Source organism: Bilifractor sp. LCP19S3_H10 (genome assembly GCF_052119185.1).
Taxonomy (GTDB): domain Bacteria; phylum Bacillota; class Clostridia; order Lachnospirales; family Lachnospiraceae; genus Bilifractor.
This window is the reverse complement of sequence record NZ_JBQKFT010000002.1, coordinates 175,117-201,332: the sequence shown is the minus strand read 5'-3', so window position 1 is coordinate 201,332 and position 26,216 is coordinate 175,117. Positions and strand designations below refer to the sequence as shown.

Here is a 26,216-nt window from a genome sequence, read left to right as displayed (position 1 = left end):
TCTCATCTTTATCCAGATTTTTCGCCCATTTTATCGGTGCGGCCTCCGTCAGGCCGCATCATCGCAAAGCCGAAAGGATTTCATTTATGAAATACAACGAAGAAGTCGATATTCTCACTATGGAGAAAATCAATGATCTGTTGACAGAGCTTCCTCAATATGTGAAAAACTACATCAGCAACCTTGCTGCGGGAAGCAAGTCGCGGCGGACAATTCTGAATTATCTCTATGACATTCGCGGGTTCCTGACGTATACGGCAAATGCTCAAGGTATTGATGTCATGGATCTTTCGGCGGATACACTCGGACAGCTGAACAATTTTGATTTCGATGATTATTTCGGCAGCTTCCGCACCGGAAAATCTGAAGGAAAGGCCAGAAAGCTTGCGGCGCTCCGTTCCTTTTATAAATTTTTGAAATCATATGGCTTTATTGCGCACAATCCGCTCTCTGAGTACAGCATTGAGCTGAAGCAAAAAAAAGATCCCAGGCGGGATCTGCAGTTCATGAATACGGAGGAAGTAAATCAGGTGATGGCCGGGGTGACGACCGGAAGCTCACTGGCCTCCGAGCATCAGAAAAAATGCAACCGGGAAAATCAGTACCGCGACACTGCCCTCTTCACTCTCATGCTGAACACGGGGATCCGGCTTTCAGAGTGTGTGGGAATCGATCTCACGGATGTCCTGTGGGAGGAACATAAGCTTGTGATCCACCGCAAGGGAGGAATCGATGATATCGTCTTCCTGAATGAGAATGCGGAAAGCGCTCTGCGTGATTATATACGCTATGAGCGGGCGGAGGATGCAGACGATCCGGCGCTTTTTCTTTCCAATCAGAAGCGGAGAATCACACCGAGATCGGTGCAGCGCATCGTGAAAAAATACACGGAATCGGTTGTCCCGGACAAGAATATTCATGTCCATTCGCTCCGGAAGACTTTCGGAGACAACCTCTATCAGGCCACCCACGATATCAAGCTTACACAGCAGGCACTGAATCACTCGGATATCAGCGTAACGGCCGCCCACTATATCACCGACAATGCGGAGAATAAGAAGACGGCCGTTGAGATTATTCAGGACGTATATAAGGAAGATTCTTGAAGGCAGGTTATGCGGCAATGTTCAAAATGAAGGGATCAGGTATTACCTTGAGATTTCTCTTCTCCCACATCCGGCGGATGGGGGGAAGCATCCTCTCACCGACGGCGGATACCTTATCGGCAACCGTGATCACCCATCCTTCCCTTGTTCTTGGCGGTGCAGCCAGCAGAGGAAACATGTGGTGCATACAGATATCATAGACCTTGTCCCTGTCTTCCGGATCTGCGAAAAAAACAGAAAGATTAGCGGATTCAATCGGATGAAGTCTGCACATAGATGAACTTGAGGTGAAGCGTTCTCGACCCAGGATGCCGAGATCATGGCACAGGCAGCCGACAACCAGTGCCCTGGTGTCCGTGCGGATATGAAGCCTGGCCAGCATGTATCCGATGCCGAGGGCAACAAAGGTGACGTTCAGAGAATGCATGCCCACGGTTGAGCTGTGATGATGACACTGCTCCAGAGCTTCCCGGAACTTCAGACTGTTGAGAACCGGTTTTCCATATTTTTCAATATTTGAGATATTTTCTTCCTGCAAGATTATCCTTCCTCCGGATTCCGGTAAAATACTGATCCATTAACGATTTGTCTTTTCAATCCCTTATTATATATCTTTTTTGAATAATAAAAAATAAATTTTTAATAAAGCGCCGCTTACTCAGGATTTTACAGACCAGTACAGGAAGGTCACAATCTGCGCTCTCGTTCTTAAATTCATATCAGCCGGCTGCGGCTGCATTGTCCGCCATTGTCGTAGAGTCTGACGCATAGGTTGAATCTGCGGGTTCTGTGCCGGGTTCATAGTAGATCACGATCGGAACACCTGCGTCGATGTTTTCATAGATGGACTGTGCTACATTCGACGGAAGATTCAGACATCCGTTTGATCCGTTGGTTTTGTAGATTTCACCGCCGAATGCGGTGCGCCACCACGCATCGTGAAGACCTTCACCCTCATAGAACGGCATCCAGTACTGAACCTTTGTGGAGTAGTTTGCGCCCACCAGAGTGGAAGGACTTTCCTTGTATGCGACAGGGAAGATGCCGGTCATGGTGCCCTGATTTTTCGAAAGGTCACCGCTTACAAGATCACTCTCCAGAAGCAGGGAGCCATCCTTGTAATACCAGAGGTGCTGCTTCGTCAGGTCGACTTCCACATAGGTTCCGGCCAGATCATCCGTTCCGTTTCTCTTGTAGTAGTACGGGTTTCCATAGTCATTGGTCTGAACGTATATCGGCTCACGGCTGACGGACTGGCCTGCCTGAAGATCCTTGATGAGTTCCGCGGTTTCGGAATCCTCATCAACGGTGTACCCGTATTCCACCTTTCCGGCCGGGAAGTCAATGGTCAGACCGCCCGTGGTCTTGAAGGTTTTTTCAATATGACGGGTATTGTATTTATTCGCAAGATCACTCACCCATGCAGCGGCCTTGTCCTTGTCCACGGTGCAGCTTCCGTCGTCTGCAATGGTGAGCCAGTCCTTGAAGGTATCGTATGTAAGCGTCTCGCTCTGATCCCCGAACTGGTAGGTGATCACCATGTCCTTGTAAGCCTGAAGCTTCAGCTCCTTATTCTTGTCATCAGCTTCCTTCTGCAGATCTGTGGTATCCATATTCACTGTCTCTGAAGTGTAACAGTCTTCGGGAATTGCGATCTTCAGAGTGCCGGTGAGTGTACCGTTTTCGGATGCGCTTTCAATTGCGTCCCGGACTGCCTTCTGGAGTTTAGTGTCATCCACTTCATTTCCCTGCACCGGCTGTGTGACAACGTAGGTGTTGGTGGAAGAATCCAGATTAACCGCAGCCTCAACTGATTTTACGCGGGCGACACTGAACTTTGAGCTCTGTACAAAAGAGTCAAAAGTGGCCTCATCGAATGAATATACGTTGTCTGCGGAGATGTTATCTCCTCCGGCTGTGTTCTGCAGATATGCGCTGATGCTCTCTGTCTGTGCTTCTCTTGCCTTTTCAAGAGAGGCTGTCATTGAGTTTTTGTCCAGACTGTATCCGTAGTCGGAAAGATCTCCGGTCAGCACCGTCTGGTCGTTTTCGGTAATATCGATCGTCACCGGCTGACTGTTCTGAATGATCTGATCAGCAACCTGTGAGGGCGTCATACCGGAGATATCAGCACCGTTGAAGGTGGTGTTCTTCATGAAAGTGTCTGTATGCTTCGCGTGCTGATAAATCGCAAATACCGATATAATGCCGATGATGATAACCGCCAGCAACACGATCAGTATAATTGTGCTGACGGAAAGATTTCTTGTTTTCTGATTGTTTCTGTTACTTGAAGTTTTATTCAAAAATATCACACTCCTGTCAGCGGCACGTAAGCTGCAGAGCAGCTGTCGTGACGCGGATACTTATACATATTGTGGTGCCCCGCATGCGGGGGATTAGGATTTGTTGTAAACTGTTGGTTTCTCCGGACATGATAAAACTTAGCCGGATGGTATTTCTGATCTCAAAACAGGATTATACCCGTATATGGTAAAAAAAACATTACAAGAAAAGATAATTTTGTGTCAGATTTTGCACAATGTATTTTTCGACCAGTTTTTTCTGCTGCGGGTAAATGCCGTGACCGGAATCTGTGGCACATCCTGCATAAGAGCACCCGGTACGATGAGGAACTGCGCCTGCATAAGCGCACCCGGCGCGATGAGAAACTGCGCCTACATAAGTGCACCCAGTACGATGAGGAACTGTGCGGCAAGGTATGTCGGCATAACCCATGTGCCGCTCTTCTTATGAAATACCTGGAATGAAAGGATGGTGTCGGAAACGATAAAGAGCATGGTTCCTGCCCAGGTGATCATTCTTCCGGAGGTTTTCCCTGTCATATACATCAGGTAAGAACTGAAACTCATGGCCAGAATAACACCGATGTAGAGGCTAACCGGCGCCTTTGCCCTAGGGTCCATGCCGGGAAAAAGTTTCTGAACGACAAGGATCATATAGAGAAAATAGATCATGAAGATGACACTGACCGGGATGGGCCGCAGCCAGGATACCTTGATGTTTCTCCAGAAATCAATAATATAGAAGACATGGCCTGCCAGAAAGGACAGCAGACCCGGAATAAAGTACTCCTCCCGGAGAAGAAACGTATCTCCAAGAAATCCTCCGATCAGAGCCGGAATCAGAAGATACCGGATTTCCCTTCCCGACACGGAGACGGATGACAGATAAAATACAATCAGCACCGGCATCAGCAGCGGCTTGAAGAAATGCTCCTTATCCGTCTGGTGGAATCGAAGTTCCAGAACACTCAGTATACAAAAGCACACCAGTGAAAGGATCGATACACAGAGTGCCATTTCAAAGTCTCCTCCCCTAAATAATAAACCACCTTGTAACCGTCTTCGGGTCAGAATACCTGTACCAGGCTGCCGAGTCCGTAGGTTTCGCATACATTCCGGATGCCATCGGTGACTTCCTGACGGCTGTACTGGTGTCTTTCCAGAAAATCGTCGGATTTGTCATTCAGGTACGCGTAGAAATAGAGCGCCGTGCGCATATTCCCCCGGTCGCCGGTTTCGATCAGATCATAGACCTTGTTTTCAGCGTCATTGATGTCTCCGTCATCTACCATGGACTGTAGTTCGAAGAGAGCTTCGGAGGTGTCGTCCATCTGTTCGTTGACATTCTGCACCTCTCTTCCGCTCTCCCGGGCTGCAGTGTTATACGGAGTCCGGTCGGCCTCGCCAAACACAATTTTTCGCAGCGTATTCAGGATCTCCCGGTTCTGCCGGGTTACATAATCATCTTCAAACATAGTGGATATCCTTTTTGCAATTTGCTTTTCTGATACAAATAATCGTAAAAAATCCGTAGGACTTACTCTTCTGCGTACAAAAAAACAATCCGGAGGACTATTCTTCTACGCGCATCACGGTTTCGACGGATTTCACGCAGTGATTTTCCAGAAGATCATCGAGCGCGTCGCTGACGATTGTCTTCTCTACATTGGCAAAGATAAAAATCAGCGGGACGATGGGAGCCGACGAGGTTCGCGTGTCGCCGTTATTTCTGCCCGGCCGCTGCAGGGCTGTCTCGATGCTGATTCCGTGCGCTCCGAGGATTGTAGTGATTCTGCCCATGACGCCGGGGATATCCTCAGCCATCATCCGCACATAGTATTTGTTGCTGCCCTCACCGATGAATTTCAGGTCGGCGTCGTAGCGCAGCTGCGGAACGATATCGTAGGCGGAATCCTTCTCCCACTTGCGGGCCACGCCGATCACATCTCCCATGACAGCGCTTCCGGTCGGAAGCGGACCGGCCCCTCTGCCATAGAACATCAGATTGTCAACCGCGTTGCCGGTGATAAACACGGCATTGAATTCATTGCGGACATTCGCCAGAGGATGGCTGACCGGAACGAGCGACGGCTCCACGCTGGCGGAAACCTCTCCGTTCTCCTCACGGGCACTCGCAAGCAGCTTGATCTTATATCCGGATTCCTTTGCAAAGGCGATGTCATCCGATCCAACGTGGGTGATGCCCTGTGTAGGAATCTGATCCGGTCCTACACCCAGACCGAATACCAGAGATATCAGAATCGAGAGCTTATTCGCCGCATCGATTCCCTCCACATCAGCGGTCGGGTCTGCCTCCGCGAAGCCCTTCGCCTGTGCGTCCCGAAGAATATCGGCGTAATCCTTGCCATTTTCTTCCATCTGCGTCAGGATATAGTTTGTCGTTCCATTCAGGATGCCGTGAACGGAGCTGAATTCGTTGGACAGAAGGGCAGTCGTCAGGGAGGTCAGGATCGGAATTCCGCCTGCCACAGCCGCTTCGAAACGGAGCAGAACATGGTGTTCCTGTGCGAGCTGCGCAAGCATGCGGCCATTTGCGGCAATTGCCGCCTTGTTTGCGGTGACAACGCTCTTGCCGTTCTCGAGTGCCCGTGCCATAAACGTGGTGGCTGGCTCAATACCTCCGATCAGTTCCACGACGATGCTGATCTCCGGATCGTTCAGGATGTCATCTACATTCGTTGTATATTTCTCGCGGGGGATGTCGATTCCGCGGTCCTTTTCAGGGTGACGGTTCAGAATCTTCACGATTTCAATATCCAGTCCGGTTGTATCCGCGATCTTCTTCTGATTCATGGCAAGTGCCTTGTAGGTTCCCTTGCCGATGTTGCCGATTCCAAGCATGCCGACTTTTATTTTTTCCATGATTGTTTTCCACTCCCGGTGTATATTTGAATGATGGTGTATATAATATAGAATAAATATGGTTATTCTGTGAATTCATCGGATCAGAAATCCGATTGAATTAATATTATAACAGAATGTCTGCAGCTGCGCACAATTTTCTTATGAAAGGCTTTCATTGATATTGTGCGGGAAATGCGTGAAGCGGATTGCGGAGCAGAATAAAGGTATTCTTGTGAAAATCGAGAATGCCATCCTGCTTCAGCAAAGCAAGCTCACGGCTGAGTGAGCTTCGGTTCGCACACAGATACTCCGCCATTTCCTCGCGGTTCAGCGGGATTTCGATGTAGCGGGTGTTCTGCTTCTCTGCCTGCAGCGACAGATAGCTTAGAATCTTGCTCCTCAGGTCCGGTTTGGATACGATCTCTATTTTTTCTATCAGCTGCATATTTTTATGCCCGAGAAGATCATACAGATTATCCGCAAGATTCACATGAAAGACGCACTGATTGCTGCAGGGATGAAGGATCCGGTTCAGGGACAGGAAAACCACACGGGTATCTTCCGCCGCACAGAAAGTGACCCTCGAGGCAGTCTGCTTCATGATGTTGAAGGTCTCTCCGAAAAGTTCACCTTTTCTCATATAGATGATGAAAATTTTATTGCCCAGGACATCCTCCCGGATCATATCCACTCTTCCGGACAAAACAATACCGATAAACTTTACATTTTCCTCTTCCATAATTATATGCGATCCCTTTTTAAAGCCGGAAATATGACTGTCCAGATGATCGGCCAGCGCTCCGATCTTTCCGGAATCGAGTCCCGCGAAAAGAGGTATCTCTGCCTCGCATATCTCTGCGATTTCTTCTTCTTTTAACCGCATGCTGTTCCTCCGTATCCATTGACTGTCCGGCAGATCAGGCCAGACGTAACTTTAAGCAAAATTATAGGACGCAGTCTCTCTTTTCGCAACCGGTCTGTCGGAGTCATCCGGTCTGCGTTTACAAAGAATTGATCATTAACGTTGCGTGTGCAACCAGATGAATCTGCGGGAGTGATATAATTGAAATGATGAGTCAGATACGCATTGTTAAATTTTTAACTATAATGAAATCGGTATTCTTTTTTCATAGTATTTGTTATATTTAACAGTGTGGAAGTAGATGTCCTGTATATATACGAGGAGGTATTTACATGGGATACACGCTAGATGAAGCCGGATTCTCTCGGGTGGTGAAGAATCTCGGCAAAAATTATCGAATCTTTGCGCCTGTCCGTAAGGTCGGGGAGGGAAGATTCACGGACACGGATGTCATCCGCTATGAATTCATTACGGATGCGTCGGAAATCGAGCTTCAGAAGAAGTCGGACTACTCTTTCAAGGAGATCCTGACGCCGCTGTCTGAGACGCTCTTCTTCTTTACGGAGAATGTTGTGAAGGAAGCGGACCGGGATACCCGGGATGTGATTGTTTTTCTTCGAAGCTACGATATTCACGCGGTAAAACGGCTGGATCAGATCTATCTTGGCAATGGACCGAAGGATTATTTCTATGAGAACATTCGTGATCATGTAAAGTTTGCGCTGATCGCCGGTGATGAGGCGGATGATCCGGACGGCTTTTCGGCCAGCATGGGTACCAACCGGGCAACAGAGGGATATCTGTTTTCTGTAGAGCAGACGTCGGATGGATTTCTCTGTGATGTGCCGGACACTTCCCTGGAGTCTGTTTTTGAAGAGGCCGGCGGTGTGAAGGCAGAGGTCACGCCTTCCTATCCCGTCGAGAACCGGACCAGGGTGGAAATTCCCGATGAAATCCCGAACAGTATCTACAAGGATCCGATCTGGGATGAATACACGGCGAGATGTATCGGCTGCGGCCGGTGTACCCTTGTATGTCCTACATGCACCTGCTTCACCATGCAGGACATCTACTACACCGACAACGGGAAGGTCGGCGAGAGACGCCGTGTAAATGCGTCCTGCATGATTGACGGTTATACGAACGTAGCCGGCGGCGGTCAGTACAGACGAACGCAGGGAGAACGGATGCGGTTTAAGGTGCTTCACAAAATCTATGACTTCCGGAAACGCTTCGGCTATGATATGTGCGTCGGCTGCGGCCGCTGTGATGCTGTCTGTCCGGAGTACATCTCCTTCTCCAAAATCATCAATAAGGTGAATCAGAGAGTGAATGAACTTGCTGCGGAATCTGCGGATGCAGCGGGAAAGGAGGCAGGTGCAAATGGCAGCAAATGAAAAAAATCCATACATTCCCTTCACGTCTGAGATTCTGGATGTAATCCGGCACACAAAGAAGGAATATACCTTCCGTCTCAGCTATTCGGGAGAGGTAAAGCCCGGTCAGTTTTTTGAGGTATCTGTTCCGAAGTTCGGAGAGGCACCGATTTCTGTCAGCGGCATCGGTAAGGATTATATCGATCTGACGCTCCGCAAGGTCGGCAGAGTTACAGATGAAGTCTTTGAGAAATATAAAGGACAGACTCTCCTGCTTCGCGGTCCGTATGGAAACGGTTTTGATATGGACCTTTACCGGAATAAGGAAGTTCTGGTAATTGCCGGAGGGACCGGCGTATCACCGGTTCGCGGTGTTGTGAGCGCATTCGCGGACGAACCGGATGCTGCGGACAAGCACGTCATCGTTGGATTCAAGAGCCCGGACGACATGCTGTTCCGGGATGACCTGAAGATATGGGATGAGCGCCTGGATCTCTGGCTCACCGTTGACGGCGCACCGGAGGGATACGACGGAAAGATTGGTCTTGTGACCAAATACATCCCGGATGTGAAAATCCGCGATGTGGAGAAGGCCGCGGCGATCGTGGTCGGTCCGCCGCCGATGATGCGTTTCTCCGTCATGGGGCTTCTCGAGAAGGGGTTCCGTGAGGAGAACATCTGGGTGTCTCAGGAAAGAAAGATGTGCTGCGGCCTCGGAAAGTGCGGCCACTGCAGAATCGGCGAGAAGTACGTCTGCCTGGACGGTCCGGTTTTCAACTATACCGAGAGCAAGAATATGCTTGACTGAGAAGGGAGATATCTATGGGTTACGATTGTAATGTAAAGAAATTAAAAAAGAACAACTTCCGTCAGTCGAAGGTCAGAGGAGAAGTCGCCTCCCGTGTGCGTGTGCCGGGAGGAAGAATCGATGCGGCCTCTCTCGCGAAGGTTGTTGAGATCGCGGTTAAGTACGGCACCGGAGAAGTAAATCTGACAAACCGTCAGGGCTTTGAGATTCCGGGAATTCCGATTGAAGATGTCGAAGAGGTGAATAAGGCGCTGCAGTCTATCATCGACGCGAGCGGAGTGACACAGGCACCGAACAAGCCGGGCGAGGGCTACCCCTCCTCCGGAACCAGAAATGTCGTCGCGTGCCCGGGCAAATCTCTGTGTCCCTTCGGATGCTACGACACCAAGGAACTTGCAGCGAAAATCGACAAGCTGATCTATCCGAACGATCATCACGTGAAGATTGCCTGCACCGGCTGCTCCAACGACTGTGCTCATGTCAGACTGAATGATTTTGGTATTATCGGACAGACAGAGCCTCAGTACAACCCTGACCGCTGTATCGGCTGTGAACAGTGTGTGAAGTACTGCAGCAGACGAAGCGTAGGAGCACTCTCTGTCGTAAACGGCAAAATTGTCCGCGATACAGACAAATGTATCGGATGCGGTGTCTGTGTCATCTACTGCCCTACCCGTGCATGGACGCGAAGCAAAGAACATTATTTCCGCGTATCGCTTCTCGGACGTACCGGAAAGAAGAACCCGCGGCTGGGTGTCGATTTTCTGAAATGGGCGGATGAGGAAAGCATTCTCAAGATTATCAAGAACACCTATGATTATCTGGATGCCTATCAGGACAGAGGCGCGGTTGAGAATAAGGAGCATATCGGCTACATTGTTGACCGCACCGGCTTTGAAGAGTTCCTGAAGTATATCATGAGGGATGTTCATTTCGGACCGAAGACCGAGATGAACGGAAGACCTTACTGGGGCGGCAAGCGCTACGATCAGACCAATGAGCTCCGCTCCTCCATGTACCGTTTCTCCGACCGTCCGTACGACGGATACTCCGGTATCCCGAGAGAGGACCAGCCGCAGAAAAAGAGATAACCGAAAAAAGAAACAGGAACGAAAAAACGTAACAGAAAAAGCAATTGAGAAACACAACAAACGAGATAAAACACGCTGCGCGAGTTTTATCTCGCTATTGCGACGCTCGCCGCACACGAATACTTCGCATTCGGCTGCGGCTCACTGTTCGCGTAAATAAACCGGACGGGGCTGCCGCACATTTTCGCGCGGCAGCCCCGTCCTTTCTCTCAGCCTTCACCTTCCAGAACCGGCTGCAATCACAGTGTTCAGTCCCCCCGTATTTGCCGAAATCAGTTCTTATCGGTAATGCCGTGGTGATATCCGCTCTCCTTGTGAGCAATCGCGTTCTTGATAATCTCCACGCAGCCGTCGATTCCGAACTTCGAACTGTCCAGACAGAGATGGTAGCTGTCTACAGATCCCCATTCCTTGCTGGTATAGTAGTTGTAGTAGCTGGAACGGCTCTTGTCGTTCTTCCGGATCCGGTCTCTGGCCTTATTGTCCGTCAGATCATACAGATTGGAAATCCTTCTCACCCGGACATCGAGATCCGCGTGAATGAATACGCTCAGAAGATTCGGGTTATCCTCGAGCGCGTAATCCGCGCATCTTCCGATGATAACACATGGTCCCTCCTGCGCAAGCTTCTTCACGGTGTCAAACTGTGCCAGGAATACCTTCTGATTCAATGGCATATCGTTCATGACATTCGATGTGTAACCGAAGGAATAGGTATCCATTACCAGAGAATACAGAAAACTGCTGGTCGGTTTCTCATCCTGATTTTCAAAAATTTCCTTGGCGAGTCCGCTGTGCTTGGCGGCCTGGTCGAGAAGCTCCTTGTCGTAAAACGGGATCTTCAGATCTTCTGCAAGCAATTTGCCGATCAGATGTCCGCCGCTTCCAAATTCACGTCCGATTGTAATGATGGTCTTCATAACAAGTCCTCCTTCCTGCATCGTGCTGTAGCAAGAAATTTTCTAAGCTCATTATAACATGAACCCTCAAAAAATCACACACAAATTTATGCGAAAAGGATATGTTTTTGTATACTTTCACAAAATAACTGTCAGTTTGCACAAATATAATCAGAATAAAAGCGGAGGACAAAATTCAGGCCAGTTTTATCAGGAGCTTATTGAAATAATCCGGCAGCGGCGCGGTGAATTCCATATATTCGCCGGTGACCGGATGCTGAAAACCGAGAATCATGGCATGAAGCGTCTGGCCCTGCAGTCCCTTCACGGGGCATCTCTTTGGCCCGTAGAGTTCATCGCCCAGGAGCGGGTGACCGATATGTGCCATATGTACGCGGATCTGATGGGTTCTCCCGGTTTCCAGGCGGCATTCAATGTAAGTGTAGCCGTTCAGCCGCTGAAGCACGCGGACATGGGTAACGGCAGGCTTTCCCCTGCCGTCCGGGACTACGCACATCTTCTTGCGGTCAACCGGATGGCGTCCGATATTGCCCTCGATTGTAATTTCGTCTTCCGTCAGGTTTCCGTGAACAATCGCGCGGTATCTGCGGGTGATGCTGTGAACGGCAAGCTGAGCGGCAAGGCTTTGATGAGCAATATCATTTTTGCAGACGACAAGCGCTCCGGTCGTATCCTTGTCGATCCGGTGAACGATGCCCGGCCGGAGGACACCGTTGATCCCGGACAGACTGTCTCCGCAGTGATACAGCAGAGCATTTACCAGAGTGTGCTCATAATGCCCCGCGGCGGGATGAACGACCATATTCTTCGGCTTATTGACGACGAGGAGACAATCATCTTCATAGAGAATGTCGAGAGGGATATTCTCGGGCAGGACAGACGGCTCCTGATTGTCGGGAATTGTCAGGTGAATCCGGTCTCCAGCCTGGATTTTGTAATTGGCTCTGACCGTCCGGGCTGCGACAAAAACGCTCTCATTCTTCAGAAGCTTCTGAATATGGGAGCGTGACATGGTTTCAAGCTGTTCGGTCAGATAGATATCAATTCTTTTATCCTGGTCTTCCGGCTCGACGGCAAACGAGATTTCTTTCATTGTGCGTCCTCTTTTTGATTCGCGTTGTTCTTTCGCCCGAAGATCTTCTGCAGATCCGTGTCCTTATAGTGAAACAGAACCAGAATAATCAACAGAATCACAGATACGGTGACGTAGATATCCGCAACATTAAAGATGGGAAAATTAATGACGGAGAAATAAATAAAGTCGACCACATATCGGTGCATGATCCGGTCGATCAGATTGCCGACCGCCCCTGCGCAGAGAATGGCAAGGCTCCACAGAAGAGGATTGAATGCAGATGTATTCTGTGGGATCCTCCTCATCAGCCAGATGGCGAAAATCAGAAAGACTGCGGTCAGAATATAAAAGAACCACTGCTGATTCTGAAGCATGCTGAATGCTGCTCCGTTATTCTCAAGGTAGCGGAGTTCAAGAATACCGGGAATCAGAACACGTGCCTCTCTTCCGGCGAGATGGCTGACGGCGAGGTACTTAGTAAACTGATCGAAAATCACAAGGATTGCGCCCGCAATCAGCAGGAGAAGCGGACTGGTTCGTTTTTTTTCAGCAGTATTGCTCATGGGTAAACTACAGTTCCTTTCATAATACAGCATGTGGTGCCTCGCTTGCGGGAGTGCGCAGCACGGAGCAATCCGAAGCATATACAGTATGTGGTGCCCTGCTTGTGGAACAGGGACGTTTATTTAATAAGTACAGATGCTGCTTCGCGCAGCTCCTCGTCCGTGACGCTGCTGTCAATTACCGCGTTGCCGATACCGTCAAGAAGAATAAAGCGGATATGCCCCTCTTCCATTTTCTTGTCGGATCGGGTAGTCCGGACGATTTCATCAACGGTCAGGCCGCTGACAGAGGTGGGAATCCCGAAATCCCGGTGAAGCTTCTGCAGCCACCGGTAATCTTCCTCTGAGATCATGCCACGCTTCATAGACAGCCACGATGCTCCGATGGAGCCAATCCCGACACACTGACCGTGAAGAAGTTCGAAGTTCTTGCATTTCTCAATGGCATGGCCGAGCGTATGGCCGAAGTTGAGGATGGCACGGAGTCCCTTATCCTTTGGATCATCTTCGACAATGGACGCCTTTACCCTGCAGCAGGCGCGGATCACAGTCGCCAGAGCATCCGGATCTCTCCGGAGGATCTCTGCCTCGTGGGAATCGATCCAGGTGAGCAGATTTCTGTCGCGGATCGCACCGGTCTTCAGAACCTCACCCATGCCGGATGCAAACTGATCCTGCGGAAGTGTCTTCAGTGTCTTCATATTCATGTAGACAAGGCGCGGCTGAAGAAATGCGCCTACCATATTTTTATACTGTTCAAAATCGACACCTGTTTTTCCTCCGACACTGCTGTCCACCTGCGCGAGCAGGGTGGTCGGAATCTGGATGAAGTCGATGCCGCGCAGATAGGTGGCTGCCGCAAAACCGGTCAGATCACCGGCGACGCCGCCGCCAAGCGCGGCGAGGATGTCGTTTCGCTGAAACTTGTGCCCGATCAGAAAACGATAGAGGCCGTTTACCGTATCCAGACACTTGTGCTCCTCCCCGGCCGGAAAAACGTAGGTTTCAACCGTAAGGCCAAGCGGAGCAAGTGCCTTCTCAACCTCCCCGGCATACAGAGGCGCCACATTGCTGTCGGATACCACACAGATTTTTTTTGCCCGGAAACCGCTGATCCGGCGGATTTCATCTGCAAGGGTCTGAAAGCTGCTCTCCCACACAATCCGATAGGAAAACTCCATGCCTGAGCTTTTTCTCTCTACAATTAATGATTCCATAATAATCTCCTTCTCAACCCTTTGTCGCCTGTATCCCACTGCTGAAGCAAGAGGGACTTTACGGTATTTTCTGATAAGAGAAAAGCATCAGTAAGAATCGCTTCTAACTGATGCCTGCAAGGTCATTCATACCTGTAGGATTGCGGGAGTGCGAAGCACGGAGCAATCCGCAGCTAATACAGTGTGTGGCACGATGTATCGTATGGCCGTTACTGTAATCATTTGAACAGATACGGAATCCCGGTAAACTGACCGGTAATCGCCCGATCAAAACCGGATTACCCGGAATGCTGCTCCGTCATCATTCGATCAGAACCGGATGTCCGGAAAGCCATCGCGATGAAAAGCTCTGTCAGAACGCAGTGCGCATCGTCGGCATCGCGCCGTTCAGAAGGTCCTGAATGTCTCCGGAAATCTCGACGGTAGAAGGAGTCAGAATGAAGATGTAACTGGAAACCTTCTGCAGTCCTCCGCCGATTGCATAACAGGAACCGGAGGAAAAATCAATAATTCTCTGCGCGAGCTCGACATCAAGTCCCTCCAGATTCAGTACAACGGTACAGCCGGAAAGCAAGGTGTCTGCAATCTCCCTGTAGTCCTCGACCTTTGCCGGTTTGATCACACAGACTTCCATGCCGCCGCGGGCGGACGATGCGGCACGGTGCATCGGCGTTACTTTCTGTGACGACTGTGCTGCAGGTCTCGTCTGCATGCGGGCTGCCGTGGTATATCTTCCTGAGGTCTCCGGCTGTGCCTTGCGAACCGGCTCCTCCTCTGCCTCGCGTGCTGCATTTACGCTCTTGCGGCTTCCAAAATGCTTTTTCTTCGGCGCCGGTTCTTCTTCCGGCTCATCATCATAATCTTCATCGTCGTCATCGAAGAATTCATCGTCATCATCATAATCGTCATTCAGACGTACCGCATCAAGGAACTTATCAAAAAATCCCATCTTATCATTCTCTCCTAACAATTTCTTACAGACTCAGGGGCGGCGCGGAAGCTGCGGAGCAGCTAACGTAACGCGGAGACTTATACCTATTGTGGCACCCCGCCTGCGGGGCATGGCTGTTTATTTCACAATGATGAAATCTGTCGCAGTGCAATGCGGAAATGGAAAATGCACCTCACTGTTTGTGCGTATAATCGCGTGCGCCGAAAATGGCGGTACCTACACGGACAAGTGTGGCACCCTCTTCGACAGCGACAATATAATCATTGGTCATCCCCATACTCAGAGTCTTCATTTCAACATTCTCATTATCAGTGTTTTCATTGTTGATGTCAACACTTAATTGTCTCAATTTGCGGAAGACCGGACGGTTGTCCTCCGGGTTCTGCACAAAGGGAGCGCTGGTCATAAGACCGCTTACAATGATATGTGGAAGCGTTTCTGCAATTTTTTTCACAAGCTCCGGGGCTTCCTCGCAGGAAACGCCGAATTTTGTGTCTTCCTCCGCAACATTGACCTCGATCAGGATCGGAATCCGGCGGCTGTGCTTAACTGCTTCCTTCTCGATAGTCTGAGCAAGCTCATAGGTATCGACGGCATGTATCATCGTGACGTATTCCGCGATGTACTTGACCTTGTTTCTCTGCAGATGACCGATCATATGCCAGTGAATATCCTTTGGAAGGTCATCATGCTTTTGGCGGAGTTCCTGAATATAATTCTCACCGAAGTCACGTACCCCGGCGCGGTAAAGCTCCTCGATGTTCTCCTCCGGCTTTGTCTTGCTGACTGCGATCAGCGTGACATCCTCCGGATTCCTGCCCGCGCGGGCGCAGGCCTCATCGATGTTCCTGCGAACAGCTTTATAATTTTCCAAAAGCATCTTCAACACCTCACATTTCTGTATATATATGACACCCCGCTTGAAAGGCAAGGGCGTTTCCTGTAAAGCATCATATGATATCACAAACGGTAAGTAAAAGCTAAGGATTGCGCCGTGCTTTGCACTCTCGCAATCCCTATACTTATATGGACTTGTATGACGCAATGCCTTTACGAGAATATGGATCTGTATGACGCATTGCCCTTATCGGAGAATCTCCGCCTCGTTCACGGTACTTCCGTCTCTGACAATATAATCATACTGGGAGATTCCGTAGTTTGTGCCCTCCTCTACCAGACAGTATTCATCATTCTGATCGATAATGTCGATCTTGCGGAACTGTGCGTAACCGCGGTTGATACAGTAAACCCCCTCCAGGGACGCAGTGGCCCCGATGGTATAGGTGTCGCTGGAATCGGGCTTGAGGATGAGATCTCCAGGCTGGAAATCCGCTTCATCCACATAATAAACCTTCTGCCCGGAATCATCCGTGGTGCTCTCATACAGATCGGCTTCCACAAATTCTGTGGAGGAACTGTCTCCGCTGCCCTTTGTCTGTTTCATGAAACCGTCGGAATCGTCATCGCCTCCTGTCGTCAAATAATCTACCGGAATCGTGTAAAATTCCTTAGTGACGATGGAAGAAAGGGGAATTTTCAGTCCGGTGTCCGTATTTGTCACAAGTTCAATATTCAGGAACCGGTCATCTGCGTACCGTACCATACCACTGTACAGAGTGATTTTTGCAAAATGCGTGCCGTCCTTGTCAAACAGAGTGAGATCTCCGTTCTCGGAATTCCCGTCTTTGCTGAACTTCACCCGGACTGTTGACTTTGTGGAAAGGGCGGCATATTGCCTGTCAGTTAAAGGAAAGACAAGATACCAGGTGTCATCGGTCGCAATGCGAAAGATCGGATCTCCCTTCGAAACCTTGTCGCTGGTCCGGAGCTGTGTGCTCTCATAGGATTTGATATTAAAATCATCCAGGGTGACGTCCTGCGGTGTCAGCGTCTCATATCCGTCTGTCGTATAGGTAATGACACCGTCGTTATCTGCCTGACAGGCAGTTCCGTTGACAGAGGATGGATCACTGTCGTTGATGACGGTAGAGTTCAGGGAATACTGAAAGTCATAGACGGTTCCGAAATTGTCCTCATTATATGCCCCCGTAAACTCCGAGGCAAGCTGCCGGATTTTGCTGACGTCGGAGTCTGCCAGCTTGACCGTAGAGGAGGAATCCGGGCTGGAGCCGATACTGCACACAATGTCATTCTTGGATGCCCGGGCACTGTCCTGCGTATAATAGCTGACATACCCTGAGGCCGAAGCATCAACCAGCTCTTCCGACCGAAGCGCAAGCGCTGAATAGGATTCGTTATTTGAAAGAGTGCCGGAAGTTACCATATATGAGGAAATGTGCTTTGAGGTCGCATAGATAAAGATCGTGATGATCAGATACAGGAAGAGCGCTCCGAAGATCACGGTGCCGATATTGAAATTTATTCCGTGTTTTCTATTATTCTTTTTTGCCACAGTTGCCTCCTGCATACGCTTTGACTCCTTATTCTAGCATTATCCGAAATTTATTACAAGCAAAAGAAAGCTGCCCGCAGGGAGGCATAAAGAAAGCTGCCCGCAGGGAGGCATAAAGAAAGCTGCCGCAGCAGGTGCGGCAGCTTTCTGAAGTCCCGTTCGGAACCAAAAACTATAGGCTGAATTCGATACATGTACGGATATTACAGAGCAAGGAGGATCTTTTCCTGCATATCTGCGCTCAGTTCTTCCTTGTCCATGGACATGCTGATGACAAAGTCAACATGGAACATTGTGCTGATCTGCTCGAGCTGTTCGATGCAGTCGTCTACCTTATCCTTGTTGTCTTCAAGCTTCGTCAGCTTCAGGAAGCCATCGAGATACATCTGCTCGATATCACGATTCTGAGAGATGATTCCGCAGATAAAACCGACAAATTCATTGTAGTCCTTTAACGGATAAACGGATACATCAATCAGGCGGATCTTGTTGTTCAGCTCAAGCATATGCTTTGCGCTCTTGTCGAGATATACGATATCTCCGCTCGCCGACCTGACTGCTGTATTCACCTTGTCCAGAATATATTTGGTTTTTCCTTTTCCCTTTTTGCCTACAATTAATTGAACCATGGCTGATTCCTCCTTGAGCAGTATCGTAATGTAAAATACATTGGTATAGCATAATTCCCCGAAAAGCTGCATAACCGACACAGACTGGCACGATTTAATTGTCTTTTTGACTAAAATCGTTTCGGGTTGATGGTTTAATTATAGTGTATTTATACAAAAAAGGCAAGACACTTTCCTTATTTTCATCAGGAACCGGAGACTGAGGAAACACTCTCCTCCGTATTGGAGGACGAAGACACCTTTTCGGCTCCGGAAGAAGAGACATCCGTTCCGGAGGATGAGGATTTCGCTCCGGAAGAGGAGGAATCCGTCCCGGAGGCATCCGTGCCGGAGGAGAAAGATCCCGCATCGGAGGAGGCGTCCGAATTCGTCAGACTGAGCAGCTTGCTCATATCGTTGTACAGAGTATCCTTCGTATCGGCACCGGTGACGATTGCGATAAAGGGAACGCCGTAACCGTTCTGTACGACGAGAGCAAGGCATGACCCGGCCTGATCTGTTGTACCGGTCTTGCTCGCAAGAATCTGTACATTGGAAGGCAGAGAATAGGTTCCGTCGAGATATTCATCGGTTGTGATGGACAGGAAGGTGCTCTCTCCCTCGGTTCCGGTGACGCTTGTCTGGTACTGGGACTGTGATGCGATCTTTGAAAAATCAGGATAATCCTGATAGACACGGTTCAGCATCAGATAAATGTCATATGGTGTTGTGTAGTGGCTGTCGTCGTGGAGTCCGGAGGGATTGACAAAATGGGTTCCCGTCATCCCGAGCTTCTGAGCTTCCGAATTCATCATCTCCACGAATTTATCCACGCTGCCGCCGACCGTTCGGGCAATCGCCATGGCCGCGTCATTCGCGGAGTATACCAGAAGCAGGTTCAGCAGATCTTCGAGCGCAACCTTGTCTCCGACTTCAAGCTGACTGGACTGCGCGTCCTCACCGAGCTGAAAATCCGCATCCGTCATCGTGACCTGCTGCGTAAGGTCTGTGCCACTCTCAAACGTCACGAGAGCGGTCATGATCTTCGTCAGGCTGGCAGGATAAATTTTATCGTAGATGCCCTTTGCATAGAGACTGGTGTGATCCTCGAGATTAAACAGAAGCGCCCGTTCATCATCCTCAGTGAGGCTGAGACTTCCGGATCCGACTTCGGATTCGGAACAGACAATTCCCTCGCTCTCCGTGTAATTCGATGTACTTTGAAGGGTGAAGGGAGAAAGCTCCTCGGCCCCATTCTGGGCAGAGAGATTATAGGCCTCGGATGTGTCGAGCGTCGTGCTCCGCGTGAAGATCAGATGAATTAGAACAGCTGCCAGCACAAGGATCGCCGCGATGAAAATTGCCGCGATACGATGCAGGAGACGCTGCCGTCTGCGCCTCGCATTCCGGCTGTATTTTCTCTTATGCCTTCTTTCCGGTTCCGGATTCGAAGAAGTCCGGTTTGAATGTTTCTCCTGTGTAGACATATTTTCCTCCATAGTCAAAATATTTCTTGCGCTGCAGACTGATATTCATCACCACACCCATTCCGATGTAAAGACTGATCAGAGAGGTCAGGCCGTAGCTCACAAAAGGAAGCGGCGTTCCGGTATTCGGGAGAAGTCCTGTTGCGACGCAGATGTTAATAAAGCTCTGTATCGCGATCAGGCATCCCATACCGTAGCAGACCAGGGTGCCGGAGAGATCTTTTGCCGCTCTGCCCGCCAGAAAGCAAAGCAGAATGATCAGGAACAAGAGGATGACAATAATGGCGCTTCCGATGAAGCCCAGCTCCTCTCCTGCAACCGCGAAGATGAAGTCGTTCTGAATCTCGGATATGAAATTGCCGCTGTTCGCGGAAAGATCCGTGTTGTTCAGCCCTTTCCCGGTGACCTGGCCGGAACCGATTGCCATGATGGAATTCTGCTGCTGCATCTTGGAGTCGGAATACTCCTCGCTGTCATCGGAGCTGAGGAAGGTCATGATACGATCCTTCTGATAATCGTCGACGATGTGGAGATCCGTTTTGACGATCAGGAGAAACATTACCAGTACAACCGGTACGATTACTGCGAGGATAATGCCGATCTTCTTGTAGCTGAGACCTGCTCCGAAATACATCAGTGCGAATACAATGGTCATTGTGATGGTATTCTTCAGGTCCGGCTGGCTCAGGATGAGGAACAGCGGGAATGCAAGAAGAATGATTGACCGGAAAACTGTCTTCCAGGAGTTCAGGTTTTCTTCATGGTTCATAAAGTACATGGAAAAAAACAGAATCATCATGATCTTGCACAGCTCGGTCGGCTGGAACTGGAATCCTCCGATGTTGATCCAGCGTGCCGCTCCCAGCGCTGTTGTACCGAACAGGCGGACCATGATCAGCAACAGAATGTTAATAATGTAGATGATCCAGTAAAAATGGAGAATCCAGCTGTAATCGATCAGAGATATCACGATCATCAGCGCAAGCCCCATCAGAAAGCCCATAAGCTGTCTGCTTCTGAGGGTCGGATCGGCGGATCCGACGAGGACCACACCGATCGAACTGATGATAATCAGCAGAAGCATCAGCATGAAATTGTAATCTTTCAGTTTATATAACTTCAGCATTCGATATTTTCCCTTTATCTGTGCGCCGGCTCAGTCGGCAGCGATTTTCTCCGTACTCAAATCACATCCCGGGCGAATTTTGCAAATTGTTGAAAAAACTCAGTCAGCAACAATCTTCTTTGTGATCGAATCTGTATTTGCGTGTTTCATGATGATATTTTCCTCGGAATCCAGATTGAAGTAATACCTGAGGGCATCCCTTGCGACAAGGCTTGCGTTTGTGGAGCCGTAACCATTCGCGATCCGGACGGCGAAAGCCACATCGTCATAGGAAGTGCTGTCCTCTGCGCCGCTTGTGAATCCGATGACCAGACCGTGATCCGCGCGCAGCATGGATTCCTGTGCGGTTCCTGTCTTCGCGTACACGGTAATGGTACTGGAAAATCCCGGCCATACCGTCGCGTCATTTGATACAACCCCTGCCATTCCTTCATCGATCAGATCCCATGTCGTGCTGCTGATGGAATCTGCCGTGCTGAGTGTTTTTGTCTCGTTCTGCTTCAGCGTATTTCCTTCCGAGTCCGCAGTCTTGTCAATCAAGGTCAGATCCCGGCATACGCCTCTGTCTGCGATGGTCGCCGCGTATCTGGCGAGCTGAGTCGTCGTGTACTGATGCGTTCCCTGTCCGATGGAGGACGGAATCGGAAGACTGTCGGACACATGAGGATCCGATTCGGAAATTTCAATCCCCGTTCCCTCATTAAGACCGAACATCGCGGCGTACTTCTGCTCCTTTGCGAGAGCGGTATCCTGATCATAGTTCTGATTGCTGTCAAGACCCAGATCAAAGCCAACGGTACAGAAAAAGACGTTACAGGAATTTGTAATTCCGCCGACCACATTCAGGTAGCCGTGGCCGTTGCTGTTCCAGCAGGCCACCCGGTCCGAGTCAGACAGGAACGGAATATCCTTTCCAAAGACGCCGGTACAGTCAATCAATGTTGAACCGTCAATGACCCCTTCGGTAAGACCTGCGGCTGCCATGACCGGCTTAAAGGTAGATCCCGGAGCGGTGAGCTGCTGCGTCGCCTTATTATAAAAAGGAGTGGAAAGATCGGTATTCAGCTTGTTGTAGTAATCGGTGTCCATGTCATTTGCAAGTCGGTTGTTGTCATAGCCCGGATAAGAGACACAGGCACGAACCTGACCGGTATCCGGATCCGTGATGACAATGGAACCGGAACACGGATCCAGGGCAAGCATGGCGGGCGTAATTTCCAGGCTGTAGATTTTGTTGTACAGCAGCTGGTACGCGCTGGTCGCTCCGCTCTCAAAGGAAGCATAGTCAGCGTCATCCTTTGAGAGAATTCCCTGATCATAAAGGATTTGCATGATCACCTTCGGCTCCAGCGCGTCATCCTGAAGCAGATATTTGTAGAGAAGCTTGTGGAACGCTTTTTCTCCGGTGATGTGACTGGTGATGAAATCAAGGACTGCCTGATAGATTTCATCTGAGGTCAGATACGAAGAATCCTTGTCGCTGAGCTTGGCTACATTGATCCAGCTGTTATTTGCCGCATACTGGAGAAAAGCACGGGGGCTTATGGAGCCGTCCTTGAAATATGCCTGGTAGGTGGCATCGTCTGTTTTCATGGAAGAACTGTCCAGAATTCCGTACTCCGTTGTGAGAAAATCGGATATCACATAATCGAACACAGCTTTCTGCTCAGCAGACAGATCCGAATACCTGGAAGCACTGTCGCTGCTCAGCTGACCGGTGATCCAGTTCACCGTGTTGGTCTGGCTGGTATCCAGCGCGGTCTGTGCCTTCTTCTCCGCCTCTGTAGCATCGTCGTCTGAGAATTTATCAATATCAATAATACTGTTTTCAATCAGGGCATTGTAGCAGTCGTAACTGGCGATGGAGATGGTATCATTGTCTGCGAGGCTTGCCGCGTCCACGGACTTTGCATCCGTCATATTGGTCAGAAGAATACCGGCGATTCTTTCTTCCAGGATCTGATAGGCTGCCTTCTGAAGCTCGCTGTCGATGGTGAGGTAAACGTCATTGCCCTTGGCAGGCTGCACCAGGGAGTCTTTATTCTCCGAGACTACCTTTCCGAGGTTATTGATCGTAACCTCCTCGGAGCCATCGGTTCCCTGCAGGGTGCTCTCCATTGCCTTCTCGATTCCGGCTTTTCCTACAATGGAGTTGCTGTTGTAGCGTGTATCGCCGGAGCCGTAATCTTCCAGTTCGTCCGAGGAGATCTTTCCCGTGTAGCCGACGACCGGAGCCATCGCTTCACCGCCGCTGTAGACACGGATATAATCCTCCGCGATTTCCACGCCCTGCAGAGAATCCGCGTTTTCCTTCACTGCCGCAACAGTACTGTCGGAGACATTGGTCGCGACAGTCACTGCGACATAGCGCTGGTAGCTGACCAGACTGAGCTGGTAGCGGACCACAATAATATCCAGCGCCTCTTCCTTTGTGAGTTTTTCAGGGAGGCCGTATTCGGCAAGCTCCTCCGCCGTATACGGCTCATCCGAATCCGTGAGTCCATAGTATTTTGAACCGCTAAGATCCTGGACAATTTTATCCGGGGATGCATCCGCCTCGCCTGCCTTCAGTTCATCCGTTGTCTGATATCCGTAGATGTCCGCACGGAAACGCTGGATTGTCGTGGTATTGTCGGTATCAAAGGCGTAATTTCCGTCCGATCCGATGACAATATGGAAATCATGGGAAGGGGTGTCGCCGTTGGAACGGATCATCTTCGTCAGGCGGTAGATCTCTCCGTTCAGAGACAAATTCTTCTGCCGGGTGGTATCATACGACCCGTTATCCTCTATCGTGACATTATTTGCCAGTTCATTGGACGCAAGAACCTTCCCGTTTGCGTCATAGATATTACCGCGGGTGCTCTTCAGCGTGCGCGTAGCGGTCGTCATGACCGTGAAGCTGTTCGCGTAATCCTTTCCGCGTATAATCTGAAGATGAAACAGCCTCACCAGAAGGATCAGAGCCAGAACAGCGAAAAGCAGAACAAGGATCAGTCCTCTTCTGCTGAAAAAACGGATGAATGCTTTTTTTATCTTCTTAGCCAAGGTGATTGTTCTTCCTCCAGTTCATTTGCGGTGATCTTTCTGTTCAGCCAGTGGTACAGAAAATAAAGCGGAATGGTAAAGAGCATGGTGCATACTGCCTCCGGCAGAATTGTATGTATCATACAGGATCCGAGCGAAAGGCTCGTACCATTCAGAAAACGGATCAGGTAACAGGCAAGACCGTAAACGATATCGCTGATTCCCACTGCGACAAGAGGAATCCGGATGTCCTCATCAAAAAATACCTTGAACAGAAATCCGTTAAAATATCCGATGTAAAGAAGAATAAGCGCGGTGAATCCGAATATTTCGCCGAAAAAAAGATCCAGAATCAGTCCGGAAAAAAAGCCTGTCAACATGCCGGATTTCTTTCCCCGCATGAAACCCATGGAGCATGTGAGGATCAGCGCCAGATTCGGCGCAGACAGAATTGCCGGCAGGAGCAGACCCAACGAAGACTGCACCACTATGGTTGCGGCAATTATCAGAAAAATACAGATATTTTTCTTCATTGATCAGCGGTCTCCTTCAGCTGTTTGATGATGAGTACGGTGTTCACGGACTGAAAATTCACTGCAGGAATAATGTAGCCCGTCTTCGTGAGCAGGTTGGAGTCATCCTGTACGGAATCCACATACCCGATCAGAATCCCGGGAAGGTATTTGTCACTGATGTTGGAGGTGACGACACGTTCTCCGGTGGATACCTTGGCATCTGTTCTGAGCTCGCTCAGCGCAAGCTTACCGGATTCAATCAGTGACAGACTGCCTGTGACAATGCAGTTCTCCGAGGAATCGAGAAGCATGGCGCTGACGTTGTTATCGTCGTCGATGATGGAACGGACGGTCGACCAGTTTTTACCGGTCTCGGTGACGATACCCACAAGACCGCCGTCGGAGATGACATTCATATTGACGGCAACGCCATCGTCCGTGCCGCGGTTCACGGTAAAGGTGTTATACCAGTTTCCTGTGCCCTTGGCGATGACGGACGCGGCAATTTTGTCGTAGTCATTATAATCCTGATCCAGATCATAGAGCTTCCGGAGATCCTCCAGTTCTTTGGTGTTCTCGGTAAGAACCGTATTCTCCTCTTCCAGATCTGCCACCTTGCTCTTCAGCTCTTTGTTTTCCTTAGCCAGCTGTCTGGCATTCTTCTGCCCGATTCTCTGTCCGTTCAGCCAGTCTCCGACCTTATTGATCCCGGTCTGCAGCGGAACCAGAAAAGTTCCGGCGGCGTTCCGCAGCGGTGATATGGATATGACCTGACTGCCGGTCAGCATGGCAAGCGCAACGCAGATGATGGTAAGAATGACAAGCAGATATCTGCTTTTAATATGTGTACCTTTTTTTTTCATGAATATGACTTCTTTCCCGGCAGATATGCCCAGTGCTGCATTTCAGGATGAGTGATGAGCTCCTTCAGACCGCATACGGTGCTGAGATCATAATATTTCGACAGGATAACCGGACAGTCGAGCGCTTCCTCCAGAAACGGCACCATGCCGGCAATGTGCGCGCTGCCTCCGGTGATATAAATCCCTTCCTTCAGAACATTTGTGCGGATCTGCGGCGGTATCCGCTCCATAATCCGGCGGATTTCCGCGGCAATCTTCTGCATCTCTGCGGTGACACTGGCGGTAACATTGTAGCTCGTCACGACACCGTTTCGCGGAAGACCACTGTCCAGATCAATACCGTTTACCTTACATCCCTCATTGATGTCTTTTTCCAGATTTGTCAGCGTCAGCTTCAGACGCTGTGCTGTGTGGTGACTGACGATGAAGCTGTTCTTTCGTCGGATGCCCTCTACGATAGCGGAGGTGAATGCCTGTCCGCCGATGGCAATCATTCTGCTGATGATCACCCTCTCATCGGCGATGAAGGAGACTTCGGTGCTCTGAGCCCCGATGTTGATAATCATCGATCCTCTGGTGTGATGCAGCGGGATGCCCAGGGCCAGTGCGTCTGCGATCGGTTTTTCCACAAGATAAACCTGACTTCGGCGGAACCGGCCCTTCCGCGCAATCGTGGAATATGCCCGGCGCTCGATCTCAGTCATATCGACGGGAACGGAAAAATACAGAACCGGACGATATCCGGCGTATCCGCCGGTCCGTCCGAGCATCGTGTGCAGCACAGCTTCCATCATCAGAACGTCATTGATCCGTCCATTGCTCATCGGTGAGATGATCTCGATATTTTCAGGAGTCTTCTCATACATGGCATAGGCGTCATTTCCGACCGCTATCACGGTGTCCCCGTTCCGGACCGCTATCATATTCACTTCCTTGGTGATGGAATCCTTGTTCCTGTCGTAGATCTTCACCGTTCCGGTGCCCATATCCACGCCATACACATGATTAAATGACATATAAAACTCCTGTACTGCCT

Annotated in this window: 24 protein-coding genes; 4 read left to right on the top strand and 20 right to left on the bottom strand. The window is 49.8% G+C overall.

All coding sequences use genetic code 11. The features are described 5' to 3' along the window. Positions 1–86 precede the first annotated feature (86 nt). Positions 87–1,106, top strand: a complete 1,020-nt coding sequence (locus ACTQZS_RS02645) for a tyrosine-type recombinase/integrase (protein ID WP_441474460.1) — start codon at positions 87–89, stop codon at positions 1,104–1,106. 7 nt (positions 1,107–1,113) lie between these two features. Here the strand turns inward: ACTQZS_RS02645 and ACTQZS_RS02640 are convergent, their stop codons facing one another. The 6 genes from ACTQZS_RS02640 to ACTQZS_RS02615 form a co-directional block, all read right to left on the bottom strand. Further along, a complete protein-coding gene (locus tag ACTQZS_RS02640; protein WP_441474459.1) occupies positions 1,114–1,644 on the bottom strand; it encodes an HD domain-containing protein in 531 nt (176 codons plus the stop codon). Between the two features lie 181 nt (positions 1,645–1,825). Continuing rightward, a complete protein-coding gene (locus tag ACTQZS_RS02635; protein ID WP_441474458.1) occupies positions 1,826–3,412 on the bottom strand; it encodes a L,D-transpeptidase family protein in 1,587 nt (528 codons plus the stop codon). Positions 3,413–3,784: 372 nt separating this feature from the next. After that, positions 3,785–4,429: a lysoplasmalogenase gene (locus tag ACTQZS_RS02630; protein WP_441474457.1), complete on the bottom strand. Its 645-nt coding sequence runs from the start codon at positions 4,427–4,429 to the stop codon at positions 3,785–3,787. Between the two features lie 50 nt (positions 4,430–4,479). After that, entirely contained in the window at positions 4,480–4,887 is a 408-nt protein-coding gene (locus ACTQZS_RS02625) for a DUF6483 family protein (protein ID WP_441474456.1), read from the bottom strand. Positions 4,888–4,984: 97 nt separating this feature from the next. Continuing rightward, positions 4,985–6,295: a homoserine dehydrogenase gene (locus ACTQZS_RS02620; protein WP_441100155.1), complete on the bottom strand. Its 1,311-nt coding sequence runs from the start codon at positions 6,293–6,295 to the stop codon at positions 4,985–4,987. Positions 6,296–6,449: 154 nt separating this feature from the next. Further along, positions 6,450–7,160, bottom strand: coding sequence for a Crp/Fnr family transcriptional regulator (locus ACTQZS_RS02615; RefSeq protein WP_441474455.1), 711 nt, complete (start codon positions 7,158–7,160; stop codon positions 6,450–6,452). 311 nt (positions 7,161–7,471) lie between these two features. On the opposite strand from ACTQZS_RS02615, the gene asrA reads away from it, so the two are divergent. From asrA to asrC, 3 genes are read left to right on the top strand one after another with little or no spacing between them, the layout of a single operon-like run. Continuing rightward, positions 7,472–8,536, top strand: coding sequence for an anaerobic sulfite reductase subunit AsrA (gene asrA, locus ACTQZS_RS02610; RefSeq protein ID WP_441474454.1), 1,065 nt, complete (start codon positions 7,472–7,474; stop codon positions 8,534–8,536). Further along, entirely contained in the window at positions 8,523–9,323 is an 801-nt protein-coding gene (gene asrB / locus ACTQZS_RS02605) for an anaerobic sulfite reductase subunit AsrB (RefSeq protein ID WP_441474453.1), read from the top strand. The genes asrA and asrB overlap by 14 nt, the downstream gene beginning before the upstream one ends. A 14-nt stretch (positions 9,324–9,337) precedes the next feature. Next, the gene (gene asrC / locus ACTQZS_RS02600) at positions 9,338–10,414 is read left to right on the top strand and encodes a sulfite reductase subunit C (protein WP_441474452.1); all 1,077 of its coding nucleotides are present in this window, start codon (positions 9,338–9,340) and stop codon (positions 10,412–10,414) included. A gap of 272 nt (positions 10,415–10,686) precedes the next feature. Here the strand turns inward: asrC and ACTQZS_RS02595 are convergent, their stop codons facing one another. The 14 genes from ACTQZS_RS02595 to ACTQZS_RS02530 form a co-directional block, all read right to left on the bottom strand. Then, positions 10,687–11,334, bottom strand: a complete 648-nt coding sequence (locus tag ACTQZS_RS02595) for an AAA family ATPase (protein WP_441474451.1) — start codon at positions 11,332–11,334, stop codon at positions 10,687–10,689. A gap of 175 nt (positions 11,335–11,509) precedes the next feature. Continuing rightward, positions 11,510–12,427, bottom strand: coding sequence for an RluA family pseudouridine synthase (locus tag ACTQZS_RS02590; RefSeq protein ID WP_441474450.1), 918 nt, complete (start codon positions 12,425–12,427; stop codon positions 11,510–11,512). Then, on the bottom strand, positions 12,424–12,972 hold the full coding sequence (gene lspA, locus ACTQZS_RS02585; RefSeq protein WP_441474449.1) for a signal peptidase II: 549 nt from the start codon (positions 12,970–12,972) through the stop codon (positions 12,424–12,426). Before lspA ends, ACTQZS_RS02590 begins: the two co-directional genes overlap by 4 nt. A 119-nt stretch (positions 12,973–13,091) precedes the next feature. Then, positions 13,092–14,189: a 3-dehydroquinate synthase gene (gene aroB / locus ACTQZS_RS02580; RefSeq protein WP_441474448.1), complete on the bottom strand. Its 1,098-nt coding sequence runs from the start codon at positions 14,187–14,189 to the stop codon at positions 13,092–13,094. 352 nt (positions 14,190–14,541) lie between these two features. Then, positions 14,542–15,138, bottom strand: a complete 597-nt coding sequence (locus tag ACTQZS_RS02575; RefSeq protein WP_441474447.1) for a cell division protein SepF — start codon at positions 15,136–15,138, stop codon at positions 14,542–14,544. Positions 15,139–15,313: 175 nt separating this feature from the next. After that, the gene (locus tag ACTQZS_RS02570; protein WP_441474446.1) at positions 15,314–16,021 is read right to left on the bottom strand and encodes a YggS family pyridoxal phosphate-dependent enzyme; all 708 of its coding nucleotides are present in this window, start codon (positions 16,019–16,021) and stop codon (positions 15,314–15,316) included. 204 nt (positions 16,022–16,225) lie between these two features. Beyond that, positions 16,226–17,554 carry an HlyD family efflux transporter periplasmic adaptor subunit gene (locus tag ACTQZS_RS02565; RefSeq protein WP_441474445.1) on the bottom strand — a complete coding sequence of 443 codons (1,329 nt, stop codon included), beginning with the start codon at positions 17,552–17,554 and terminating at the stop codon, positions 16,226–16,228. Between the two features lie 203 nt (positions 17,555–17,757). Further along, positions 17,758–18,183 carry a twitching motility protein PilT gene (locus tag ACTQZS_RS02560; protein WP_441474444.1) on the bottom strand — a complete coding sequence of 142 codons (426 nt, stop codon included), beginning with the start codon at positions 18,181–18,183 and terminating at the stop codon, positions 17,758–17,760. Positions 18,184–18,368: 185 nt separating this feature from the next. After that, the gene (locus ACTQZS_RS02555) at positions 18,369–19,649 is read right to left on the bottom strand and encodes a D-alanyl-D-alanine carboxypeptidase family protein (RefSeq protein WP_441474443.1); all 1,281 of its coding nucleotides are present in this window, start codon (positions 19,647–19,649) and stop codon (positions 18,369–18,371) included. Beyond that, positions 19,585–20,775, bottom strand: a complete 1,191-nt coding sequence (locus tag ACTQZS_RS02550) for an FtsW/RodA/SpoVE family cell cycle protein (protein ID WP_441474442.1) — start codon at positions 20,773–20,775, stop codon at positions 19,585–19,587. Before ACTQZS_RS02550 ends, ACTQZS_RS02555 begins: the two co-directional genes overlap by 65 nt. Positions 20,776–20,874: 99 nt before the next feature. Continuing rightward, positions 20,875–23,823 carry a penicillin-binding transpeptidase domain-containing protein gene (locus ACTQZS_RS02545; RefSeq protein ID WP_441474441.1) on the bottom strand — a complete coding sequence of 983 codons (2,949 nt, stop codon included), beginning with the start codon at positions 23,821–23,823 and terminating at the stop codon, positions 20,875–20,877. Next, entirely contained in the window at positions 23,808–24,335 is a 528-nt protein-coding gene (gene mreD / locus ACTQZS_RS02540; RefSeq protein WP_441474440.1) for a rod shape-determining protein MreD, read from the bottom strand. The genes ACTQZS_RS02545 and mreD overlap by 16 nt, the downstream gene beginning before the upstream one ends. Continuing rightward, the gene (mreC, locus tag ACTQZS_RS02535; protein ID WP_441474439.1) at positions 24,332–25,180 is read right to left on the bottom strand and encodes a rod shape-determining protein MreC; all 849 of its coding nucleotides are present in this window, start codon (positions 25,178–25,180) and stop codon (positions 24,332–24,334) included. The genes mreD and mreC overlap by 4 nt, the downstream gene beginning before the upstream one ends. Beyond that, on the bottom strand, positions 25,177–26,196 hold the full coding sequence (locus ACTQZS_RS02530) for a rod shape-determining protein (protein ID WP_441474438.1): 1,020 nt from the start codon (positions 26,194–26,196) through the stop codon (positions 25,177–25,179). The genes mreC and ACTQZS_RS02530 overlap by 4 nt, the downstream gene beginning before the upstream one ends. Positions 26,197–26,216: the final 20 nt, after the last annotated feature.